The organism is Nonomuraea sp. IBHARD001 (assembly GCF_056106265.1).
Genome location: NZ_JBWBBW010000002.1, coordinates 4,227,341 through 4,246,757 on the forward strand (window position 1 = coordinate 4,227,341; position 19,417 = coordinate 4,246,757).

Sequence of the window (19,417 nt, forward strand, 5' to 3'; positions counted from 1 at the left end):
AGGACGAGATCGTGAGTGCTGTCGACTGGAAGCGGTCGGGTGAGTACGAAGACATCATCTACGAGACCGCCGAGGGCATGGCGAAGATCACGATCAACCGCCCGGAGGTGCACAACGCCTTCAGGCCCACCACGCTCTTCGAGCTCAAGCACGCCTTCAACGAGGCGCAGGAGGACACCTCCGTCGGTGTGATCATTTTCACCGGCGCGGGCGAGAAGGCGTTCTGCTCGGGCGGCGACCAGAAGATCAGGGGCGACGACGGCTATGTCGACAAGTCCACCCCGCACGTCGGCAGGCTCAACGTGCTCGACCTTCAGGTGCAGATCAGGCGCTGCCCCAAGCCCGTCATCGCCATGGTGGCCGGCTACGCCGTCGGCGGCGGCCACGTGCTGCACGTGTGCTGCGACCTGACGATCGCCGCCGACAACGCGCAGTTCGGCCAGACCGGGCCCAAGGTCGGCTCGTTCGACGGCGGCTACGGCTCGTGGCTGCTGGCCGAGACCGTCGGCCTCAAGCGGGCCCGCGAGATCTGGTACCTCTGCCGCCTCTACGACGCCCCCACCGCGCTGAACTGGGGCCTGGTCAACGCCGTCGTGCCGCTGGCCGAGCTGGAGGCGACCACCGTGCAGTGGGCGCGCGAGATGCTCGACAAGTCGCCGCTGGCCCTGCGCATGCTCAAGGGCGCGCTCAACGCCGTCACCGACGGCGCGGCCGGCATGCAGCAGTTCGCCGGCGACGCCACCATGCTCTTCTACATGAGCGAGGAGGCGCAGGAGGGGCGCAACGCCTTCAAGGAGAAGCGCAAGCCGGACTTCGACCAGTTCCCGCGCCGCCCGTAGCCGATCGTCCATGCACGTCTTCCGTATTCCGATGCGCACCCGCTTCCGTGGCCAGACGGCCAGGGAGGGGGTGCTCATCCACGGCCCCGCGGGCTGGGGCGAGTTCTCGCCCTTTCCCGAGTACGGCCCGCCCGAGACCACCCGCTGGCTGGCCTGCGCCCGCGAGGCGGCCTACGAGGGCTGGCCCGCTCCGCTGCGCACCGAGATCCCGGTCAACGCCACCGTCCCGGCCGTCGGCCCCCAGCAGGCCCACGACCTGGTCAGCCGCTCGGGCTGCGGCACGGCCAAGGTGAAGGTCGCCGAGCGCGGCCAGAGCTTCGCCGACGACCTGGCCAGGGTCGAGGCCGTACGCGACGCGCTCGGCCCCGCAGGGAAGCTCAGGATCGACGCCAACGGCGCCTGGGAGGTCGCCGAGGCGATACGCAACATCAAGGAGCTCGACCGCTTCGACCTGGAGTACGCCGAGCAGCCCTGCGCCACCCTTGAGGAGCTGGCCAGGGTGCGAAGGTCGGCCAGTGTGCCGATCGCGGCCGACGAGTCGATCCGCAGGGCCGAGGACCCGCTGAAGGTCAGGGCGGCAGGGGCGGCCGACATCGCGGTCGTCAAGGTGCAGCCGCTCGGCGGTGTGCGCAACGCGTTGCGCGTCGTCGAGGCGTGCGGGCTGCCCGCGGTCGTCTCCAGCGCCCTGGAGACCTCGGTCGGACTGGCCGCGGGTCTCGCGCTGGCCGCCGCGCTGCCGGAGCTGCCCTACGCGTGCGGGCTCGGCACGATGTCGCTGCTGGAAGGCGATGTGGTGGAGCGCTCTCTGACGCCGGTCGGCGGCATGCTGCCCGTCGTGCGTCCCGAGGTGTCGCCGCCGGCGCTGGCCGCCTACACGATCGACGCGCCCTCGTGGTTCGTCCGTATGCAGGGGGCTGAGGCGTGAACCCCGCCACCGCGCTGGCCACCGTGCTGGTCGACGAGTTGGTGCGCTGCGGCCTTTCCGACGTGGTGCTGGCGCCGGGCTCGCGCTCGGCGCCGCTGGCCCTGGCCCTGCACGCCGACCCGCGGGTACGGCTGCACGTGCGCATCGACGAACGCTCGGCCTCCTACCTGGCGCTCGGCATGGCCAGGAGGCTGGAGCGCCCCGTGGCCCTGGTGTGCTCGTCTGGCACGGCCGCGGCCAACTTCCACCCGGCCGTCCTGGAGGCCAGCGAGTCCGACGTGCCCCTGCTCGTCCTGACCGCCGACCGCCCGCCCGAGCTGCGCGGCACCGGCGCCAACCAGACGATCGACCAGCTCAAGCTGTACGGCAGTGCGGTCAGGTCGTTCGTCGAGGTCGGCGTGCCAGAGGAGCGGCCCGGCCAGGTGGCGTACTGGCGTTCGCTGGCCTGCCGCGCCTACCAGCGGGCGCTCGGGCCAGCAGACCCCGGCCCGGTGCACCTCAACCTGGCCTTCAGGGACCCGCTGATCCCCGACGGCGACCCCTCGTGGTGCGAGTCGCTCGACGGCGACGCCTCGGGGCCGTGGGTGCGCGCCAGGGTGGCGCCGCCGCCGGTCGCGCTGCACCTGCCGCCGACCAGGCGCGGTGTGCTGGTCGTCGGCGACGGCGCGGCCAACGTGCGCCGCTACGTGGCCGCGGCGGGCATGGCCGGATGGCCGGTGCTGTCGGAGCCCAACGGCGGCGGGCGCTACGGCGACCACGCGATGTCGACCTACCACTTCCTGCTGGGCACACCGGAGTTCGCCGAGGCGCACCGCCCCGACGTCGTGGTGACGCTGGGCCGTCCCGGCCTGTCGCGCCCGCTGATGTCGTGGATGCGCAGGGCCGACGAGCACATCGTGGTCTCGCCCGATCTCAGCCACTGGCCGGACCCGACGCGCTCGGCCACCCAGGTGGCCCAGGCGGTCGAGATCCCCGTCGCCTCGGGCGACGACGCCTGGCTGCACTCCTGGAGGCGGGCCGACCAGGCGGCCAGGAGGGCGATCGACGCCGTGCTCGACGCCACCGGGGTCTCCGAGCCGCGCCTGGCCCGCGACCTGGTGGACTCGCTGCCCAACGGGGCGCTGTTGTTCTGCGGCTCCTCGATGCCGATCCGCGACCTGGACCAGGCGATGCGCCCGCGCAGGGGCATCAGGCTGCAGGCCAACAGGGGCGTCTCGGGCATCGACGGGCTGGTCTCGGCGGCGATGGGGGCGGCACTGGCCCACAACGGGCCCGCCTACGCGCTGCTGGGCGACCTGACGTTCCTGCACGACCAGAACGGGCTGATCCTCTCGCGCCGCGAGCCCAGGCCCGACCTGTGTTACGTCGTGGTCAACAACGACGGCGGCGGCATCTTCTCGCTGCTGCCGCAGGCGGCGCTGCGCGACCCGTTCGAGCGGGTGTTCGGCACGCCGCACGGGGTGGACCTGAGCTACGTCGCGGCGGCGTCCGGTACGCCGCACACGCTGGTGACCGACCTGGACCAGCTGCCCAAGGCGATGCGGGGGGAGGGGCTGCGGATCGTGGAGGTACGCACCGAGCGTGACACCAACGCCGTCCTGCACGCCGAGATGCGCGACGCGGCCCAGGCCGCCATCAGGTCGGAGCTGGCGGCCGAGGTCGGCTGAGGCGGGCGAAGGCGCGGGCGGCTCACATGACGGCGAGCTGCCCACCGTCGACGACGAGCTCGGCCCCGTGCACGAACGAGGCGTCGTCGGAGGCCAGGAACGCATACGCCGCCGCGACCTCCTCGGCCAGTCCCGCCCGGCCCAGCGGGATGCGCTCGCGCTCGTATGCGCCCTGGAAGTCGTCGTCGAGCCCGGCGGCGATGGCGGAGTTGAGCGGCGTGGCGATGTAGCCCGGGCACAGGGCGTTGACCCGGATGCCGAGCCTGCCGAGCTCGACGGCCATCGTCTTGGTCAGCAGCAGCACACCCGCCTTGGAGGCGTTGTAGTGGGCGTAGTCGGCCTCGCCGCCCAGGCCGTTGGTCGAGGCCATGTTGACGATGACCCCGCCGCCGCCCTGCAGGACGAACTGCCTGGCCACCGCCTGGGCCATGAGGAACATACCGCGCAGGTTGACCGAGACGACGTGGTCCCAGTGCTCGGGGGTGATGTCGAGGAACGGCTCGCGCCAGGCGATCCCGGCATTGTTGATCAGCACGTCGACGCCGCCGAGCGCGTCGACGGCGCCCGACAGCAGGGCGGCTACGTCGGACTCGGAGCTCACGTCGCCCGCCAGGCCGCTCACCTCGCCCAGCGGCGCGAGCGCGGCCGTGGTCTCGGCCACCTCGTCCGGGTCGAGGCCGCCCAGGACGACCCTGGTGCCCTCCTGCAGGAACCTGCGGGCGGTGGCGGCGCCGATGCCGCTGCTCCCGCCGCTGATCAGCACCCGCTTGCCGGTCAGTCCTCGCATGCGCTCACGTTCTCCTCGCTGGATGTGGGCTGGATGTGGGCTGGATGTGGGGTTGGGGCTTCGCCGTACGGCAGGACGGCGGTCAGCGTACGGCTCCGCGCGCGGCGACACGCAACTCGGTGACGACCTCGCCGCCCGAGACGCCGTAGGCCAGGTCGAACTGGTTGACGGCCGAGCAGGCATGGCCGGGAATGAGTTCGACCCTGGAACCCGCGGGCAGGTCCGGGCCGCGGGTGAGGTCGAGGTCGGCCACGGCGTGCTCCTCGTTGAGGAAGTCCATCCGCACGTGCGGCAGCCCCGCCGCGGTGATCCAGCCGGGCGTGCCCGCGTTGTCGGAGGTCAGGCACTTGGTTCCCGCGTCGAGGACCACCCGGCCGGGTGCGGGCCTGCCGACCACGGTGGCCAGGACGCGGGCCGCGGTGTCGCGCTCGCCGGCGACGCCGAGGCGCATCATGGCGGTGTCGTTGAAGATGTAGGTGCCGGGCCGGATCTCGGTGACGCCCGCGACGCCCGCGACATACCTGGCGGTGGGTGTGGAGCCGACGCTGATCTCACGCAGTTCGATGCCGTCGCGCGCGCACAGCTCGGCCGTGGCCACCAGGTCCTCGCCCTCGCGCCGGGCCACCCGCTCCAGCTCGGCGGGCGTACGGGCACGGTAGGCGTGGCCCGCGAGCGTCAGCAGGCCGACGACCTCAACACCCGGCACGGCGGCGATCTCGGCGACGAGGTCGGCCGTCGGCCTGCCCGGCGGACGGCCGAGCCGGTGCTGGCCGGTGTCGACCTCGACCAGGACCTCGACAGGTGAGCCGGTGGCCAGGCCCATGGCGCCGAGCCCCGCCGCGACCTCGGGGGAGTCCAGGCTGAGGCGTACCCTGACCCGCTCGCGCAGCGCGGCCAGGCGGCGCAGCTTGGGCTCGCCCCAGATCGGATAGGCGAGCAGGATGTCCTCGACCCCGGCATCGGCCATGATCTCCGCCTCGCCGAGCTTGGCGCACGTGATGCCGACGGCACCCGCCTCCAGCTGCATACGGGCCAACTCGGGGATCTTGTGCGTCTTGACGTGCGGGCGCAGTCTCACGTCGTGCGCTGCGGCGGTCGCGGCCATCGCGTCGATGTTGGCGCGCACCACGTCCAGGTCGATGACCAGGGCGGGGGTGTCGAGCTCGGGGTACGGGGGCGTGAAGTCGGGATGTGTCACTCCGGGGTACGTCACTCCGGGGTACGTCATACGTCACTCCTCTCGCGGGACCGCTTCCGCGAAGCGCGTCTTTCGGCATCGGCCTTGCCGGCTTTGACCTCGTCGGCTTCGGTGCCTGGCTCTGCCTGTTTCTGCCTGGCTTCGTGCCGGTCGCGGTGCCAAGCCCAGCCCAGCCCGCAGTGCCAGCTTCAGGCGCCTGCTGTCGCCCTCGGCGCAGGCCTTCCGTGCCGCCCCCGAGTGGGGCGCGGACCTGCCGGTGCCGACGGTCGAGCGCTCCAGCCGTACCGGCCGTCCGGTTCAACCGCGCCGGCCATGCGCTCGACGCTAGCAGCATTCCACAAAGCGGTCCAACATTCCACAATACGGAATCCAAAGTTGACAGTCCGCCAGTCGGAGTGCTTTTCTGACGCCACTTCGGAATTGCGTTCTGCTATACGGAATCGAGCGATGAGTATGAGACTGGGCACGGTGCGGTACGGCGGCCGGAAGGTCGCCGCAGTGGAGCGCGAAGGCGAGTGGTACGCGCTGCACGACTCCGCCCCCTTGGAAGCGCTGCTGGACGCCGGGAACACGGCCCTGGCGGGGCTGGCCGGACGCGCCGTGCGGCGGCTCCCGGGCGCCAGGCCAGCCGCCCCGCTGCGTCCGGGCAAGATCGTGGCGATCGGCCTGAACTACCTCGACCACATCCGTGAGGCCGCGATGGAGCGACCACAGCGGCCGCTGATCTTCGCCAAGTTCCCCTCCAGCGTGATCGGGCCGGGCGAGCCGATCGTCGTCGACGGCGACCTGACCACCCGGGTGGACTGGGAGGTCGAACTGGCCGTGGTGATCGGCGCCCCGATCAGGCGGGCGAGCCGCGACGAGGCGATGGCGGCGGTCGCCGGATACACGGTCGCCAACGACGTCTCCGCCCGCGACCTGCAGTTCGACGACGGCCAGTGGACCAGGGGCAAGAGCCTGGACACCTTCTGCCCGCTCGGCCCGGTCCTCGTCACGCCCGACGAGCTCGGCGACCCGCAGCGCCTGCGCCTGCGCACGCTGGTCAACGGCGAGGCCGTCCAGGACTCCAGCACCGCCGAGATGCTGTTCGGCGTGGCCGACCTGCTGGCCCACTGCGCACGCGCCTTCACCCTCGAACCGGGCGACGTCGTGCTGACCGGCACGCCGTGGGGCTGCGGCGAGTTCATGACCCCACGCAGGTCGCTACGGCCGGGCGACACCGTCGAGGTGTCGGTCGAAGGCGTCGGCGCGCTGAGCAACCCGGTGATCGGCGCTGGTGCCCGATGAGGGCCCTGGTGTTCACGGCGCCGGGCGAGGTGGCCGTGCGCGAGGTCGACGAGCCGAGCCCGGGACCGGGTGAGGAGCTGGTGCACGTCGTGGTCTCGGGCATCTGCGGCAGCGAGTTGCACGGCGTCAGGTCGCCGGGGTTCAGGGTGCCGCCGCTGGTCATGGGCCACGAGTTCGCCGGCCGTACGGGGGACGGGCGCAGGGTGGTGGTCAATCCGATCCTGTCGTGCGGGGAGTGCGACCTGTGTGGCCTGGGGCTGCGCAACGTGTGCAGGCGGCGGCGCATCATCGGCGTGCACACGCCGGGCGGCTTCGCCGAGCGCGTCGCCGTGCCGTCGGAGGCGATCACCGAGATACCGCATGACCTGACCTGGGCGGCGGCCGGGATCGTCGAGCCCGCGGCCAACGCCGTACACGCCTGGGGGCTGGCCGAGGCGCCCGAGGGCGCCAGGGTCGGCGTCGTGGGGGCGGGGGCGATCGGGCTGGCCTGCCTGCTGGTGGCCGCCTCGTCGGGTGCGGGCAGCGTCGAGGTGGCCGACACCTCGCCGGGCAGGCTGGCGATCGCGGCGGGGCTCGGCGCGGCGGTCACCGGGCCGGAGCTGACCGGCGAGTACGACGTGATCTTCGACGCGGTCGGCGCGGCGGCCACGCACGCGCAGTCGCTGGCCAGGCTGCGGCCGGGCGGCAGCGCGGTGTGGCTCGGCCTGGCCGACGCGAACGCCGCCTTCGACGCCGCCGACCTGGTCCGGGCCGAGAAGCGCGTGCGCGGCTCCTTCGCCTACACCGGCGGCGACTTCGCCTCGGCGCTGTCGATGGTCGGCGACTGGGACCTGGGCTGGGTCGACACCTTCCCGCTGGTGGAGGGCGCGCAGGTGTTCACCACGCTGATGAACGGCGCGAGCGTGCCGGTGAAGGCGTTGCTCGCGCCATGAGCATCACCTCAGCGGCAGGGCTGGAACGGCAGGTCGTTCAGCGAGTAGTCGGGCTTCTTCTTGATGGAGTTGAAGCCGAGCCTGACCGCGTCGGCGCAGTAGGTCTTCGGCGCGGTGGCGTACTCGACCTGGAAGACCGCCTTGCCCGCGGCCGTGAACGGGGCGAGTTCGCCGCACTCCTCGTGCTCGAAGCACTCCTCGTTGACGGCGTAGTCGAAGCTCGCGACGAGGTCGGCGGCCTGGCTGAGGTCGTTCTTGAGCGCCGCCGACAGGCCGTGGCGGTGCGCGATGGCGGCCAGGGCCCGGTTGTAGAGGAGCTGGGTGGCGGGGCTGACCGTCCAGCCGGTGACCGACCTGCCCTCCTCGTGTGCGTTGACGACGTCGAACTCCACGCCGTCGAACCCGGCCTGGGCGCACTTGGCGACCCGCGCCTCCATCATCGTCAGCAGGAAGTCGCGCTGGCCTTTGTCGTTGTTGATGTTGGCCCAGCGCTCGTTGGGGAACTCCGGGCTGAACGGCTTGCCCAGCAGCGACTTGCCGTGCGCGTTGTGCCAGTCGAGGAACTGCCGGTAGTCGGGCCTGAAGTCCTCGATGGACCCGGCGTCGACATAGCAGACGGCCCTGGCGCCCTTGGCGTGGATGGCCTTGACCGCCGCGGTGTTGAGCGTGGTGTTGTTCCCGGCCACGGCGGCGTCGGCGTACAGGTCGATATCGAACACCGTGGGCCGCACGCAGGCCCCGCCGCTCTGCGGCACCCCGCACACCTCCACATTGATGCCACCGGTGGCCGGATAGGCGGGATTGCCCTCCAGCTGGTACTGCCAGCGGCTCTGCGCGGCGGGCACCCAGACGGCGCCCTGCGTCTTGGCCGTCGGCGTGGGCGTCGCTTTGGCCGTGGCCGTGGCCGTGGGCCGGGGCTTGGCCGCGACGCGCTCGTCCGCCTGTGCGGCTCCGGCGGGTCCCGCGACGAGCGCGGCGGCGGCGGCGAGGGCCGCCCCCCATCGCAGCGACGTCGAGCCGAGGACACGGAAGGCGTTCACCATATGATCCCCTAAATTCCATATAGCGGAATGAAATTCCGACCACAAGGAAATCGAAGATCACCAGTGGTTGTCAACTCCCGCATCGCGGCCAGAGGCCCGCGCCGGGGGCGACGCATCAGGAAGTTGTCCGCACCACCACCCCCTCAACCAGCAGATTCCGCAATGCGGAACTCTAGTCTGCATGACGGACGGCCGCTATAATCCTGCCACGCAGCGGCATCTCACGTCCGCCGTGCTCTGCGGAAGGAAACCATCCCATGGCACGCATCGTCTTCGTCGGCGCAGGGAGCGTCGAATTCACGAAGAACGTCCTATCCGATCTCCTGACCCTCCGCGGCCTCGACGATCTCACGCTTGTCCTGCACGACATCGACGGGGGTCGGCTGGCGACGGCCGAGGCCATGGCCCGGTGGATGGTTTCGGCCGTCGGCAGCGGGGCCAAGGTCGAGGCGCACCTCGACCGCAGGGCCGCCGTCGAGGGCGCCGACTACGTCATCAACGAGATCGCCGTCGGCGGCCACGCCGCCACTCTCACCGACTTCGAGATCCCGCGCCGCTACGGCCTGCGCCAGACCATCGCCGACACGCTCGGCATCGGCGGCATCTTCCGTGCGCTGCGCACCATCCCGGTCATGGTCGGGCTCGGCAACGACCTGGCCGAACTCGCGCCCGGCGCACTGCTGCTCAACTACACCAACCCGATGGCGATGATCCCGCGCGCCGTCTACCAGGGCACGCCGTTCCAGCGTGTGGTGGGGCTGTGCCACTCGGTGCGCGACACCCAGGCCAGGCTGGCCTCGCTGGTCGGCCTGCCCGAAGAGGAGATCGCCTTCGTCACGGCCGGGGCCAACCACCAGGCGTTCGTGCTGAAGTTCGAGCACCAGGGCCGCGACCTCTACCCGGCGCTCGACGCCGCCATCGCCGCCGACCCCGAACTGCTGCGCACGGTCAGAGTGGAGATGTACCGGCGTTTCGGGCACTTCCCCACCGAGTCGAGCGAGCACGGCTCGGAGTACCTGCCCTGGTTCCTGCACCACGACGACCAGGTGGCGCACTTCCGCATCCCGGTGGAGATCTACCTGCGGTGGTCGGCCGACAACCTCGACACCTTCGAGGACACCAGGCGCCGCCTGGCATCGGGCCAGGGGGTGGAGATCGAGCCGATGAGCGAGCTGGCCTCCGAGGTGATCCACTCCATCGAGACCGGCACCCCCCGGGTCATCCACGGCAACGTGCGCAACGACGGCCTGATCGGCAACCTGCCCGCCGACGCCTGTGTCGAGGTGCCGTGCCTGGTCGACCGGGCGGGCGTGCGGCCCACCCGCGTCGGCGACCTGCCGCCGCAACTGGCCGCGCTCAACACCACCTTCCTCAACGTCGGCGACCTCACCGTGCGCGCCGCGCTCGAAGGCCGCCGCGACCACGTCTACCACGCGGCCATGCTCGACCCCAACGCCTCTGCCACCCTCACGCTGAGCCAGATCCACGACCTCGTCGACGAGATGATCGCCGCGCACGGCGACCTCATGCCGGAGGGTGTGCGATGAGGCGGCTGACGGCGGTCGCGCTCGCCCTGCTGGCGGCGACGGCCGGCCTGAGCGCGTGCGCGTCGGAGCCCGAGAGCGCCGCCGGACCGGTGGAGATCACCATCTGGCACGGGCAGGAGGACCGCTCGGCCAAGTCGGTGGAGAAGCTGGTCGCCGCCTTCAACCAGAGCCATCCGGCCATCAGGGTACGCACCGAGTCGGGCGGCGCGACCGCCGACGGCATGCTCCCCAAGATCACCGCGGCGCTCACCTCGGACGCCTACCCCGACATCGCCTACCTCTACGGCTCGTGGGCGCCCAATGTCGCCAGGAACCCCAAGGTCGCCGACCTCACCGAGGCGGTCAAGGCGCCCGCGGTCGGCTGGCAGGACTTCTGGGCCAGCGAACGCGAGGCCGTCACCGTCGAGGGCAAGGTCATCGGCTTCCCCGCCGTCGTCGACAACATGGTCGTCCTCTACAACACCGACCTGCTGAAGAAGGCCGGACTGCAGCCTCCGGGGCCGGACTGGACCTGGGACGACTTCCAGGCGATCGCCAAGGCCACCACCGACGCCAAGGCGGGCGTGTTCGGCGCCACCTGGGCCATCAGCGGCGGCGAGGAAGCCGTGTGGGGCCTGTGGCCGATGATCTGGCAGGGCGGAGGCGACATCCTCACCCCCGACCACAAGAAGGCCGTGTTCAACTCCGAAGCCGGCGACAGGGCCCTGGGCAGGCTCGCCGACATGGCCCTGCGCGACAAGTCCCTCTATCTGGACTCCAGCCCGGCCGAGAAGGGGCAGAAGCTGTTCGAGTCCGGCCGCCTGGCCCTGTTCATGTCCGGCCCGTGGGTCCTGCCCGACCTGCAGGCGGCCGGCCTGAAGTACGGCGTGGCCCAGCTGCCCGGCACGGCGGGCAACCACGAGACGGTCTCGGGACCTGACAACTGGGTGGTCTTCCAGCACGACCGACGCCGGGTCGAGGCCGCGACGACCTTCCTGACCTGGCTGACGGCTGCCGAGCAGCAACTGGTGTGGATGAAGGACACCGGCTCGCTGCCGATCCGCGAGTCGATCACCGCACTGCCCGGCTACCAGGCCTACCTGGACGCCTACCCCGGCATCGACGTCGTCTCGGCGAACCTGGCCAACGCCAAGCGGGTACGCCCGCCGACCACCAGGTACCCCAGGGTGTCGTCGTTCGTCGCCGACGCCATCGCCCAGGCGCTGCTCGGCAAGAGCGACGCCGCGAGCGCGCTGGACGAGGCCGCGGCCAAGGCCGACGCGGCGCTCGCCGTACCCGGGTCATGACCGTCACCGCGCCGGGCCTGAAGCGGGGGCGGCTGGGCGACCACGTGGCCGGGTGGTCGTTCGCGGGGCCGGCGACGCTGGTCATCCTGGGGTTCTCGCTGATCCCGATGGCGTGGGCGCTGCGGCTGTCGTTCACCGACTCCGACCTGATGTCGCAGGGGCGCGACGTGGGGCTGGACAACTACCGTGCGCTGCTGGCCGACCCGGTGTTCTTCCAGGCGTTGCGCAACACCGGGCTGCTGGTGGCGCTCTACATCCCGGCCTCGCTGATCGCGGGGCTGCTGGTGGCGGTGCTGCTGAACAGGAAGGTGCGGGGGATCGGCTTCTACCGCACCTGCTTCCTGGTGCCCTACATCGCCTCGGCGACCTCGGCCGGGCTGCTCATGGGCTACATCTTCGACCGCGACTTCGGGCTGATGAACGGCCTGCTGGTCAAGGTGGGGCTGCCGGTCCAGGGCCTGCTGAGCAGCCCTTCGCAGGCGATGTTCGTACTGACGCTGATCTTCTTCTGGACCAGGTTCGGCTTCTCCGTGGTGATCTACCTGGCCGCGGTGCAGGAGATCAGCAAGGAGGTCATGGAGGCCGCCGCCATCGACGGCGCCGGTGGCTGGGCGCGTTTCCGGCACATCATCGTGCCCGCGGTGCGCCCGATGACGATCTTCCTCGCGGTCTGGGGGCTGATCGACGCCCTGCAGTTCTTCGACCTGGTGATGACCACCACGAAGGGCGGACCGGCCAACTCCACCGTGACCATCGTCTACTACGTGTGGCAGCTGGCCTTCAGCTTCTTCACCGCCGGGTACGGCGCCGCCGTGGCCTACGTGCTGTTCGCGGGCACGCTCGTGCTGATCGTGGCGGGCATGGTCGTGGCCAGGCGCAAGGGGGCGATGCGATGAGGAGGCTCAGGCTGCCCAGCCGCTGGCACCTGCTGCTGGCGCCGATGTCGGCGCTGACGGTGCTGCCGTTCGTGTGGATGGTGCTCAGCTCGCTGATGACGCAGAGCGAGCTCAACAGGTTCCCGCCCGCGATGTGGCCCTCCGGCATCGACCTCGGCGGGTACCGCACGGTGCTGGCCGGCTCGGACTTCCCGCGCTGGTTCCTCAACAGCGTGATCGTCTCGGGTGCGATCGTGGCGGCGCAGCTGGTCCTGTGCAGCATGGCGGGCTACGCCTTCGCCAGGATGCGTTTCGCCGGGTCCAAGCTGGTGCTGGTGCTGGTCATCGCCACGGCGTTGATCCCGTTCCAGCTCACGGTCATCCCGACGTTCCTCATCTTCAACGAGGTGGGACTGACCGACACGCTGGGCGCGCTCATCGTGCCGCAGCTCAGCTCGGCGGTGGGCATCTATCTGATGACCTCCTTCTTCCAGTCCTTCCCCAGGGAACTGGAGGAGGCGGCCCGCATCGACGGGTGCTCGCGCTTCGCGGTGTTCTTCCGGGTGGTGCTGCCGGTGGCCAGACCGGCGCTGGCCGCGCTGGCCGTCATCACCTTCATCACCGCGTGGAACGATCTGTTCTGGCCGCTGGTGGCGATCAGCTCGGAGGCCAACTACACCGTCCAGGTCGGGCTGACCACCTTCCAGGGCCAGCACAAGGCCGACTGGCCCGCCGTGATGGCCGGGACCGTGCTCACCACGCTTCCCGTGCTCGCGGTCTTCCTGTTCGGCCAGCGCCGCTTCGTGCAGGCGCTGACCGGGGCGGTCAAGGGCTAGAGGCGTCAGGGCTGCCCGTGCTCCCGGTAGGGATGGGCGGGCAGCCCCCGCACGTCGGTACGGCAGCGCAGCAGCTCGCCGCCCGTGCTGCCGTCCCAGGCCGTCGTGACGTACAGGTCGGTCAGACCGGGGCCGCCGAAGGCGCAGCTGGTCACCAGGGAGGCGGGCAGCTCAACCCGCTGGCCGACCTCGCCGTCCGGCCGCAGCCGCAGCAATGCGCCGCCCTCCCACAACGCCACCCACACGTGGCCGTCGGCGTCCACCGTGATCCCGTCGGGCCAGCCCTCGCCGATCCGTGCGAACACGCGCCTGCCGCTCGGCCTGCCCGCGGCGGCGTCGTAGTCGAACACGTCGACGCGGCGGGTGGCGGTGTCGACGTAGTACATCAGCCGTTCGTCCGGCGACCAGGCGATCCCGTTGGAGATCGACACCTGCTCCAGCACCCGCTCGCACCGCCCGCCGGGCCCGAGCCGGTACAGCGAGCCCGCGCCCGGCGTGTCGTCCTCGGCCTTGCTCCCGGCGAAGAAGCGCCCGGCCCGGTCGCAGGCACCGTCGTTCATCCGGGTCCCCGCACGCTCCGCACCCGCCACCCCGGCCACCATCCGCAGCGCCGATCCGCCGTCCTCCAGGACCGCGAACCCGTCGCGCACGGCCAGGGCGAGGCCGCCCTCGGCGCGGGGGACGGCGACGCCGACCGGCATGCCGATCCCGAGTTGCGCATGCCGCCCGGTGGCGGGGTCCAGGCGGTGCACGACGCCCGCCGGGATGTCCACCCACAGCAGGCTCGACGTGGCCGCGTCCCAGCGCGGCCCTTCGCCGAGGCGTGCCCGAGGGACGTCGAGCACCTCCGGCCGCGACACCTTCACCATGGCCACATCCTTTACCTGATTCTGCCTGACGGAATCTAATTCCATGAGACATTCTAGGCAAAGTACGGCCGGTCGGTCAGAGCTGGTCGGCGATGGCCTGGCGCAGGGCCTGGCCGACCTCCTCCAGCCGGGCGGGCGGCATGCGGTCCTTCAGTGCGGTCACGCTGACGGCCGCGACCGGCGTGCTGCGCCCCATGAAGACGGGAGCCGCCACGCAGCGCACGCCGGGCTCGTTCTCCTCCAGGTCGAGGGCGTAACCGCGCTCCCTGATCTGGGCCAGGTGCGAGGCCAGCTTGGCGGGCGCGGTGAGCGTCGAACGGGTGCGCTGGGCCAGCGGGCCGTAGCGTGCGGCCCAGGTCCTGATCGCCTCGTCGGTCGGATAGGTCCAGGCCAGCAGGGCCTTGCCGACGCCCGTGCAGTGCGCCCCGTTGCGCCCGCCGACGACCGAGGTCATGGTGATCGAGCGCACCGCCTCCACCTTGTCCAGGTAGACGACCTCGCCGCCGTCGAGCGTGGCCATGTGCACGGTCTCGGCGAACTGCTCGCTCAGCCGCAGCAGCAGCGGGTGCACCAGCGTGCGCAGGTCCATGCTCTCGTAGAACCTGAACGCCGTGGCCAGCAGTTCGGTGCCGAGAAAGTACGGCCCGCTCGGCTCGGGCTGGCCGGCGAACCCCCGGTGCTTCAACGCGCCCAGCAGGCGGTGCAGCGAGCTCTTCGGCAGCGCCAGCCTGGTGGCGAGCTCGTCGAGCGTCACCCCCCTGCTGTGCCTGCCGATCTCCTGGAGGATCAGCAGAGCGCGGTCGACGCTCCCGACAGGGGACTGGGCCTCACCCATGGTTCTCCCTCGCATGTTCCGGATAATGGAATGCTAGAGCGTGATACGGAACTCTGGCCAATCCTGTGACCGAAACCTGGGGGCGTCGTGTCGGCCGCGCGGATCAGGCGATGCTCCTGATCGTGCTGTACTCCTTGAGCGTGATGCCCTCCGCCACCCTGCGCGCGGCCTTGGAGAGCAGACCCTTCCACGGAAGGTAGGGCAGGATCTTGTAGTTCTGGTTCAGGAACCATGCCATGAACCTGTTCTCCGGCACCATGAACTTGCTGACACCTTCACCGGATTTCTGACAGCCCTCCGCGTACGGCCGCACCTCCTGCTCGTACCTGGCGAAGGCCGTGCGGTGCTCGCCCCCCGCACGGGCCAGCTCACCGGCCAGGACGTAGGCGCCCACCAGGGCCAGGCCGGTGCCCATGCCCGACAGCGGCGAGGGCGAGGCCGCCGCGTCGCCCAGCAGGGTGACGCGCCCGCGCGACCAGGACTCCATGCGCACCTGGGCGACGGCGTCGAAGTACAGGTCGTCGGCCCGCTCCATCGCGCCCAGCAGCCGCTCGCTCTCCCAGCCGTTGCCCGCGAACCGCTCGGCCAGCACCGCGCGCTGGTGGCCGAGGTCGCGCCTGTCGTGCCCCAGCGGCGGCGAGCCGAAGTAGAACATGGCCTTGGCCTCGGCATTGTGCCGCGCCGCGTACAGCGCGACCAGCTTGCCCGGCGTCACGTACGCCAGGCCGGTGTGGTCGAGGTCCAGGTAGTTGGCCGTGGTGAACACCGCGCAGTACAGCCCGAGATGACGCACGAAGCGCTCCTCGGGCCCGAAGGCGAGCCGCCGTACGGCCGAGTGCAGCCCGTCGGCGCCCACCACCAGGTCGAACCGGCGCGGCGCCGCTTTCTCGAACGTGACGGCGACCCCCCGGTCGTCCTCGTCGAGCGCGGTGACGGTGTCGTCGAACAGGTAGGTGGTGAACGGCCTGGTCAGGTCGTACAGGATGCGGCCCAGGTCGCCGCGCAGGATCTCGACGTCACCGGCGAACAGGTCGGCCGGCATGTCCGCCAGCTTGCGGCCGGCCGCGTTCACATACGACATGGCGCCCATGCCGGTGCGCTCGCGCATCACCGCGGCGGTGATCCCCATGCGCTCCAGCAGCCCCATGTGCACGTGCCCGCGGAAGTCGACCGAGTAGCCGCCCGTGCGGGGCGCGGGCGCCCGCTCGACGACGGTGGCGGTGAAGCCGTGCCGGTGCAGCCAGTAGGCCAGGGCGGGTCCCGCGACGCCGCCGCCCACGATCAGGATGTTCTTCGTCATGCCGCCCACACTCGCGCCGGCCGCTCACCGGCCGCTCACCGGCGGCTCACCGCCCCTCATGAACACCACCAGCGGCGAGGTCCGCACCACGTCCGCGTGCACGCCCGCCCGGCGCAGCGCCTCCTCGGGTGCCAGGCCCATCGCCTCCGTCACCGCCAGGCGCACCCCCTCCGCACCCAGTACGGCCGCTGCCTCGGCTCGCACGCGTGCGCTCTCGGGGGTGGGACGGTCGGCGCCCCGCAGGACGACCGCGATGCCCAGCAACGCGGCGGCCCGCCCGGCGGCCTCGCGCGTGGGCGCCTGGCCTTCCCCCAGTACGGCCAGCGCGGCCATCGCCTCGATCGCACGCGCGGCATCGGGAAGCGCCCCCTGGTGCACGGCGGACTCGGTGGCGTGACGCAGGCTCTCCCAGGCGGCGGGCAGCTCCCCCCGGGCGGCGGCGAGATGGGCCAGGCCGATGAGGGCGCGGACGCGGTGGCCGACGCTGCGTATCCAATGCGGGTCGAAACCGGCCAGCGCCCGCTCGTACAGGCGCCGCGCCGTCGTGGGGTCGCCTTCGGCGCGGGCGAGATCGCCCAGGCCGCGCTCGGCGGCGGCGAGCGAGGAACGGCTCCCGGCACGCCTGGCGACCCGGGCCGCGCGCTCGTAGTCCGCGTGTGCCCCGGCCGGATCGCCGGCCGCCCGCTGATCGCCCCGGTTGCACAGCAGGTCCGACAGGTCCTCACCGGCGTCGAGTTCCTCGGTCAGCGCGATGGCCTCGTCCAGCAGCGCGATCGCGGTGTCGCCGTCGCCGCCGAGCTCGGCCAGCCCGGCCAGGGCGTCCAGCGTCAGCGCGGTGCCCCAGCGGTCGCCCAGGGCACTGAAACCTGCTCTGGCCTGGGCGAACTCATGTTCGGCCGTCGCGAAATCGCCACTGGCGTAGGACGGGTAGCCCCAGATGAGGTGCACGCCCGCCCGCTCCCACGGGTCGGGGCTGCCCCTGCCCGCCTCGACCACCGCCAGGGCGACGTGCGGGTCGCCCGAGCCGGAGTTCACCATCGGCCACAGGATCGTCACCATGGGATGCCTGCCCGGCCGGTCGGGATCGCGCACCAGCGCCTCGGCGCACGCGCGGTAGGCCCGCCACGCCCGGCTGCCCTCGGCCGAGACCGCCGTGGCCAGCGCCGTCAGCACGTAGGCGTCGCCGTAGGCCGGGTCCGGGTCAGGCCCGATGCGCTCCAGCAGCGTGACGGCCTGCGGCGTGGCGACGGCGCGCAGGCCCCGCATCCACAGGTACGGCAGCAGCGAGCCGAGCAGTCGCAACGCCAGCGGCACCGGGCCGTGCCCGGCGGCCCAGCGCAGCGCCGCCAGCAGGTTGTCGTGCTCGGCGGCCAGCAGGGCCAGCCTGGACAGCTGCTCACGGCCGCGCAGATGCGGATCGGCCTCGACGGCCAGCGCGGTGAAGTGCTCGGCATGGGCCAGCCGCAGTCGTTCGGCCTCTCCCGCCTCCTCCAGGCGCTCGGCGCAGTAGGCCCTGACGGTGTCGAGCATGCGGTAGCGGCCCGCCGTCACCTCCACCAGCGACTTGTCGGCCAGCGACTCCAGCACGTGCTCGCCGCCCGCCCCGCACACCCGAAGGGCCGCCCCGGCCGTCGCGCCGCCGGTGAACACGGTCAGCCGTCTGGCCATCGCCTGCTCGGGCCCGTCGAGCAGCTCCCAGCTCCAGGCGACGACCGCGCGCAACGTGCGGTGGCGTGCGGCGGCGGTCCTGCTGCCGCGTGACAGCAGGGCGAACCTGTCGTCCAGCCTGGCCGCGAGCTCCGCCAGCTCCAGCGTGCGCATCCGGGCGGCGGCCAGCTCGATGGCCAGCGGCAGCCCGTCCAGCGCGGCGCACAACCTGGCGACCAGCCCGTCGTCGCCGTCGGCGGCGAACCCCGGCCGTACGGCGGCGGCCCGGTCGGCGAACAGGCGCACCGCGTCCGGCCCCGTCAGCGGGCGTACCGGCCACAGGTGCTCGCCCGTGATGCCGAGCGGCTCCCTGCTGGTGGCCAGCACGCGTAACTCCGGGCACCCGGCGAGCAGCCGGTCGACCAGATGCGCGGCGGCGCCGACCAGGTGCTCGCAGTTGTCCAGCACGAGCAGCACCGGCCGATCGCCCAGCGCCTGGGCCAGCCGCTCGGCCGCGGGCACGGCCGGGGCGCCGAACAGGCCGCTCTCGCGCAGGCCGAGCGCCGCGAGCAGGGCCATGGGCAGGTCTTCGGAGGCGCGCAGCGGGGCGAGTTCGGCGTAGCACACCTCGCCGTGCTCCCGGTGTGCGATCTCCACCGACAGCCTGGTCTTGCCGCAGCCGCCCGGACCGATCAGCGTGACCAGCCTGGCCGAGGCGAGCAGGCGCGCGACGTCGCGCACGTCGTCGTCCCTGCCGACGAAGCTGGTCAGCTGGGCGGGCGGTCCCGGCGGGCCGCCCGGCCGCTCGCCGCGCAGCAGCGCCTGGTGCAGCGCCGCCAGCTCGGGCGAGGGGTCGGCGCCGAGCTCGTCGGCCAGCGTGCGCCTGGTCCTGTCGTAGGCCACCAGCGCCTCCGCCTGCCGCCCGCCCTGCTGCAGCGCGCGCATGAGCAGGCCGCTGAGCCGCTCGCGCAACGGATGCCGCTCGGCCAGCTCCCGCACCTCGCCGACGACGTCGTGCCCGCCCTGACGCAGCCGCGCCTCCAGCCGGTCCTCGAGCGCGCTCAGACGGCGCTCGTCCAGGTGTACGGCATGCGCGCGGCCCGGGCCGGTGCCGCTCACGTCGGCCAGCGCCCGGCCGCGCCACAACGCCAGGGCCGCGTCCAGCAGGTCCTGGGCCGCGCCGAGGTCGCCCGCGTGCAGCGCCCGCCTGCCGTCGTCGGCCAGCGCCTCGAACGTCACCGCGTCCACCTCGCCCGGCGGCGGCGTCAGCAGGTAGCCGGAGGGCGTGCGCTCGACGCCCGCGTGCGGGGCGAGGGCACGACGCAGGCGTGAGACCTGCGACTGCAGCGCGTGCGCCGCCTTGTCGCCGGCCGCCTCGCCGTACAGGTCGTCGAGCAGGCGCTCCACCGGCACCGTGCGTCCGGGCGCGGCGACCAGCAGGGCGAGCAGCGCCCGCTGCGCCTGCCCGCCGAGCGCGACCTCCTCGCCGTCGTCGTGCCAGGCCTGGGTCGCGCCGAGAATCCCGAATCGCATGGCGACCATTG

The 19,417-nt window shown here is 72.0% G+C and carries 16 protein-coding genes; 9 read left to right on the forward strand and 7 right to left on the reverse strand.

The window, feature by feature from the left end; all coding sequences use genetic code 11:
- Window positions 1–8 precede the first annotated feature (8 nt).
- Genes menB through menD form a run of 3 tightly spaced genes read left to right on the forward strand, consistent with a single transcriptional unit; the run spans window position 9 to window position 3,431 of the window.
- Window positions 9–839, forward strand: a complete 831-nt coding sequence (gene menB / locus ACTWNK_RS21290) for a 1,4-dihydroxy-2-naphthoyl-CoA synthase (protein WP_474310950.1) — start codon at window positions 9–11, stop codon at window positions 837–839.
- 10 nt (window positions 840–849) lie between these two features.
- Window positions 850–1,764 (forward strand): o-succinylbenzoate synthase, encoded by a 915-nt coding sequence (locus tag ACTWNK_RS21295; protein ID WP_474306148.1) that lies wholly within the window; start codon window positions 850–852, stop codon window positions 1,762–1,764.
- Complete coding sequence (gene menD / locus ACTWNK_RS21300; protein ID WP_474306149.1) at window positions 1,761–3,431, forward strand: 2-succinyl-5-enolpyruvyl-6-hydroxy-3-cyclohexene-1-carboxylic-acid synthase; 1,671 nt, start codon at window positions 1,761–1,763, stop codon at window positions 3,429–3,431. Before ACTWNK_RS21295 ends, menD begins: the two co-directional genes overlap by 4 nt.
- Window positions 3,432–3,453: 22 nt before the next feature.
- Here menD and ACTWNK_RS21305 read toward each other — a convergent pair whose 3' ends face one another.
- Window positions 3,454–4,218 (reverse strand): SDR family NAD(P)-dependent oxidoreductase, encoded by a 765-nt coding sequence (locus tag ACTWNK_RS21305; protein WP_474306150.1) that lies wholly within the window; start codon window positions 4,216–4,218, stop codon window positions 3,454–3,456.
- Window positions 4,219–4,300: 82 nt separating this feature from the next.
- On the reverse strand, window positions 4,301–5,446 hold the full coding sequence (locus ACTWNK_RS21310) for an alanine racemase (protein WP_474306151.1): 1,146 nt from the start codon (window positions 5,444–5,446) through the stop codon (window positions 4,301–4,303).
- Window positions 5,447–5,863: 417 nt separating this feature from the next.
- Between ACTWNK_RS21310 and ACTWNK_RS21315 the strand changes: the two genes are divergently transcribed.
- Window positions 5,864–6,703 carry a fumarylacetoacetate hydrolase family protein gene (locus tag ACTWNK_RS21315; protein WP_474306152.1) on the forward strand — a complete coding sequence of 280 codons (840 nt, stop codon included), beginning with the start codon at window positions 5,864–5,866 and terminating at the stop codon, window positions 6,701–6,703.
- Window positions 6,700–7,635 (forward strand): zinc-binding dehydrogenase, encoded by a 936-nt coding sequence (locus ACTWNK_RS21320; RefSeq protein WP_474306153.1) that lies wholly within the window; start codon window positions 6,700–6,702, stop codon window positions 7,633–7,635. Before ACTWNK_RS21315 ends, ACTWNK_RS21320 begins: the two co-directional genes overlap by 4 nt.
- An 8-nt stretch (window positions 7,636–7,643) precedes the next feature.
- Here the strand turns inward: ACTWNK_RS21320 and ACTWNK_RS21325 are convergent, their stop codons facing one another.
- Window positions 7,644–8,678: an endo alpha-1,4 polygalactosaminidase gene (locus ACTWNK_RS21325; RefSeq protein ID WP_474306154.1), complete on the reverse strand. Its 1,035-nt coding sequence runs from the start codon at window positions 8,676–8,678 to the stop codon at window positions 7,644–7,646.
- 257 nt (window positions 8,679–8,935) lie between these two features.
- Here ACTWNK_RS21325 and melA point away from each other — a divergent pair, with 257 nt between their 5' ends.
- Genes melA through ACTWNK_RS21345 form a run of 4 tightly spaced genes read left to right on the forward strand, consistent with a single transcriptional unit; the run spans window position 8,936 to window position 13,222 of the window.
- Window positions 8,936–10,225, forward strand: a complete 1,290-nt coding sequence (melA, locus tag ACTWNK_RS21330) for an alpha-galactosidase (protein WP_474306155.1) — start codon at window positions 8,936–8,938, stop codon at window positions 10,223–10,225.
- A complete protein-coding gene (locus ACTWNK_RS21335) occupies window positions 10,222–11,511 on the forward strand; it encodes an ABC transporter substrate-binding protein (RefSeq protein ID WP_474306156.1) in 1,290 nt (429 codons plus the stop codon). Before melA ends, ACTWNK_RS21335 begins: the two co-directional genes overlap by 4 nt.
- Complete coding sequence (locus tag ACTWNK_RS21340; RefSeq protein ID WP_474306157.1) at window positions 11,508–12,407, forward strand: carbohydrate ABC transporter permease; 900 nt, start codon at window positions 11,508–11,510, stop codon at window positions 12,405–12,407. Before ACTWNK_RS21335 ends, ACTWNK_RS21340 begins: the two co-directional genes overlap by 4 nt.
- Window positions 12,404–13,222 carry a carbohydrate ABC transporter permease gene (locus ACTWNK_RS21345; protein ID WP_474306159.1) on the forward strand — a complete coding sequence of 273 codons (819 nt, stop codon included), beginning with the start codon at window positions 12,404–12,406 and terminating at the stop codon, window positions 13,220–13,222. The genes ACTWNK_RS21340 and ACTWNK_RS21345 overlap by 4 nt, the downstream gene beginning before the upstream one ends.
- 5 nt (window positions 13,223–13,227) lie before the next feature.
- Here ACTWNK_RS21345 and ACTWNK_RS21350 read toward each other — a convergent pair whose 3' ends face one another.
- From ACTWNK_RS21350 to ACTWNK_RS21365, 4 genes are all read right to left on the reverse strand, one after another.
- The gene (locus ACTWNK_RS21350; RefSeq protein WP_474306160.1) at window positions 13,228–14,091 is read right to left on the reverse strand and encodes an SMP-30/gluconolactonase/LRE family protein; all 864 of its coding nucleotides are present in this window, start codon (window positions 14,089–14,091) and stop codon (window positions 13,228–13,230) included.
- Between the two features lie 76 nt (window positions 14,092–14,167).
- Window positions 14,168–14,926: an IclR family transcriptional regulator gene (locus tag ACTWNK_RS21355; RefSeq protein ID WP_474306161.1), complete on the reverse strand. Its 759-nt coding sequence runs from the start codon at window positions 14,924–14,926 to the stop codon at window positions 14,168–14,170.
- 103 nt (window positions 14,927–15,029) lie between these two features.
- Complete coding sequence (locus ACTWNK_RS21360; protein ID WP_474306162.1) at window positions 15,030–16,226, reverse strand: FAD-dependent monooxygenase; 1,197 nt, start codon at window positions 16,224–16,226, stop codon at window positions 15,030–15,032.
- 24 nt (window positions 16,227–16,250) lie between these two features.
- Window positions 16,251–19,406 carry an ATP-binding protein gene (locus ACTWNK_RS21365; protein WP_474306163.1) on the reverse strand — a complete coding sequence of 1,052 codons (3,156 nt, stop codon included), beginning with the start codon at window positions 19,404–19,406 and terminating at the stop codon, window positions 16,251–16,253.
- Window positions 19,407–19,417: the final 11 nt, after the last annotated feature.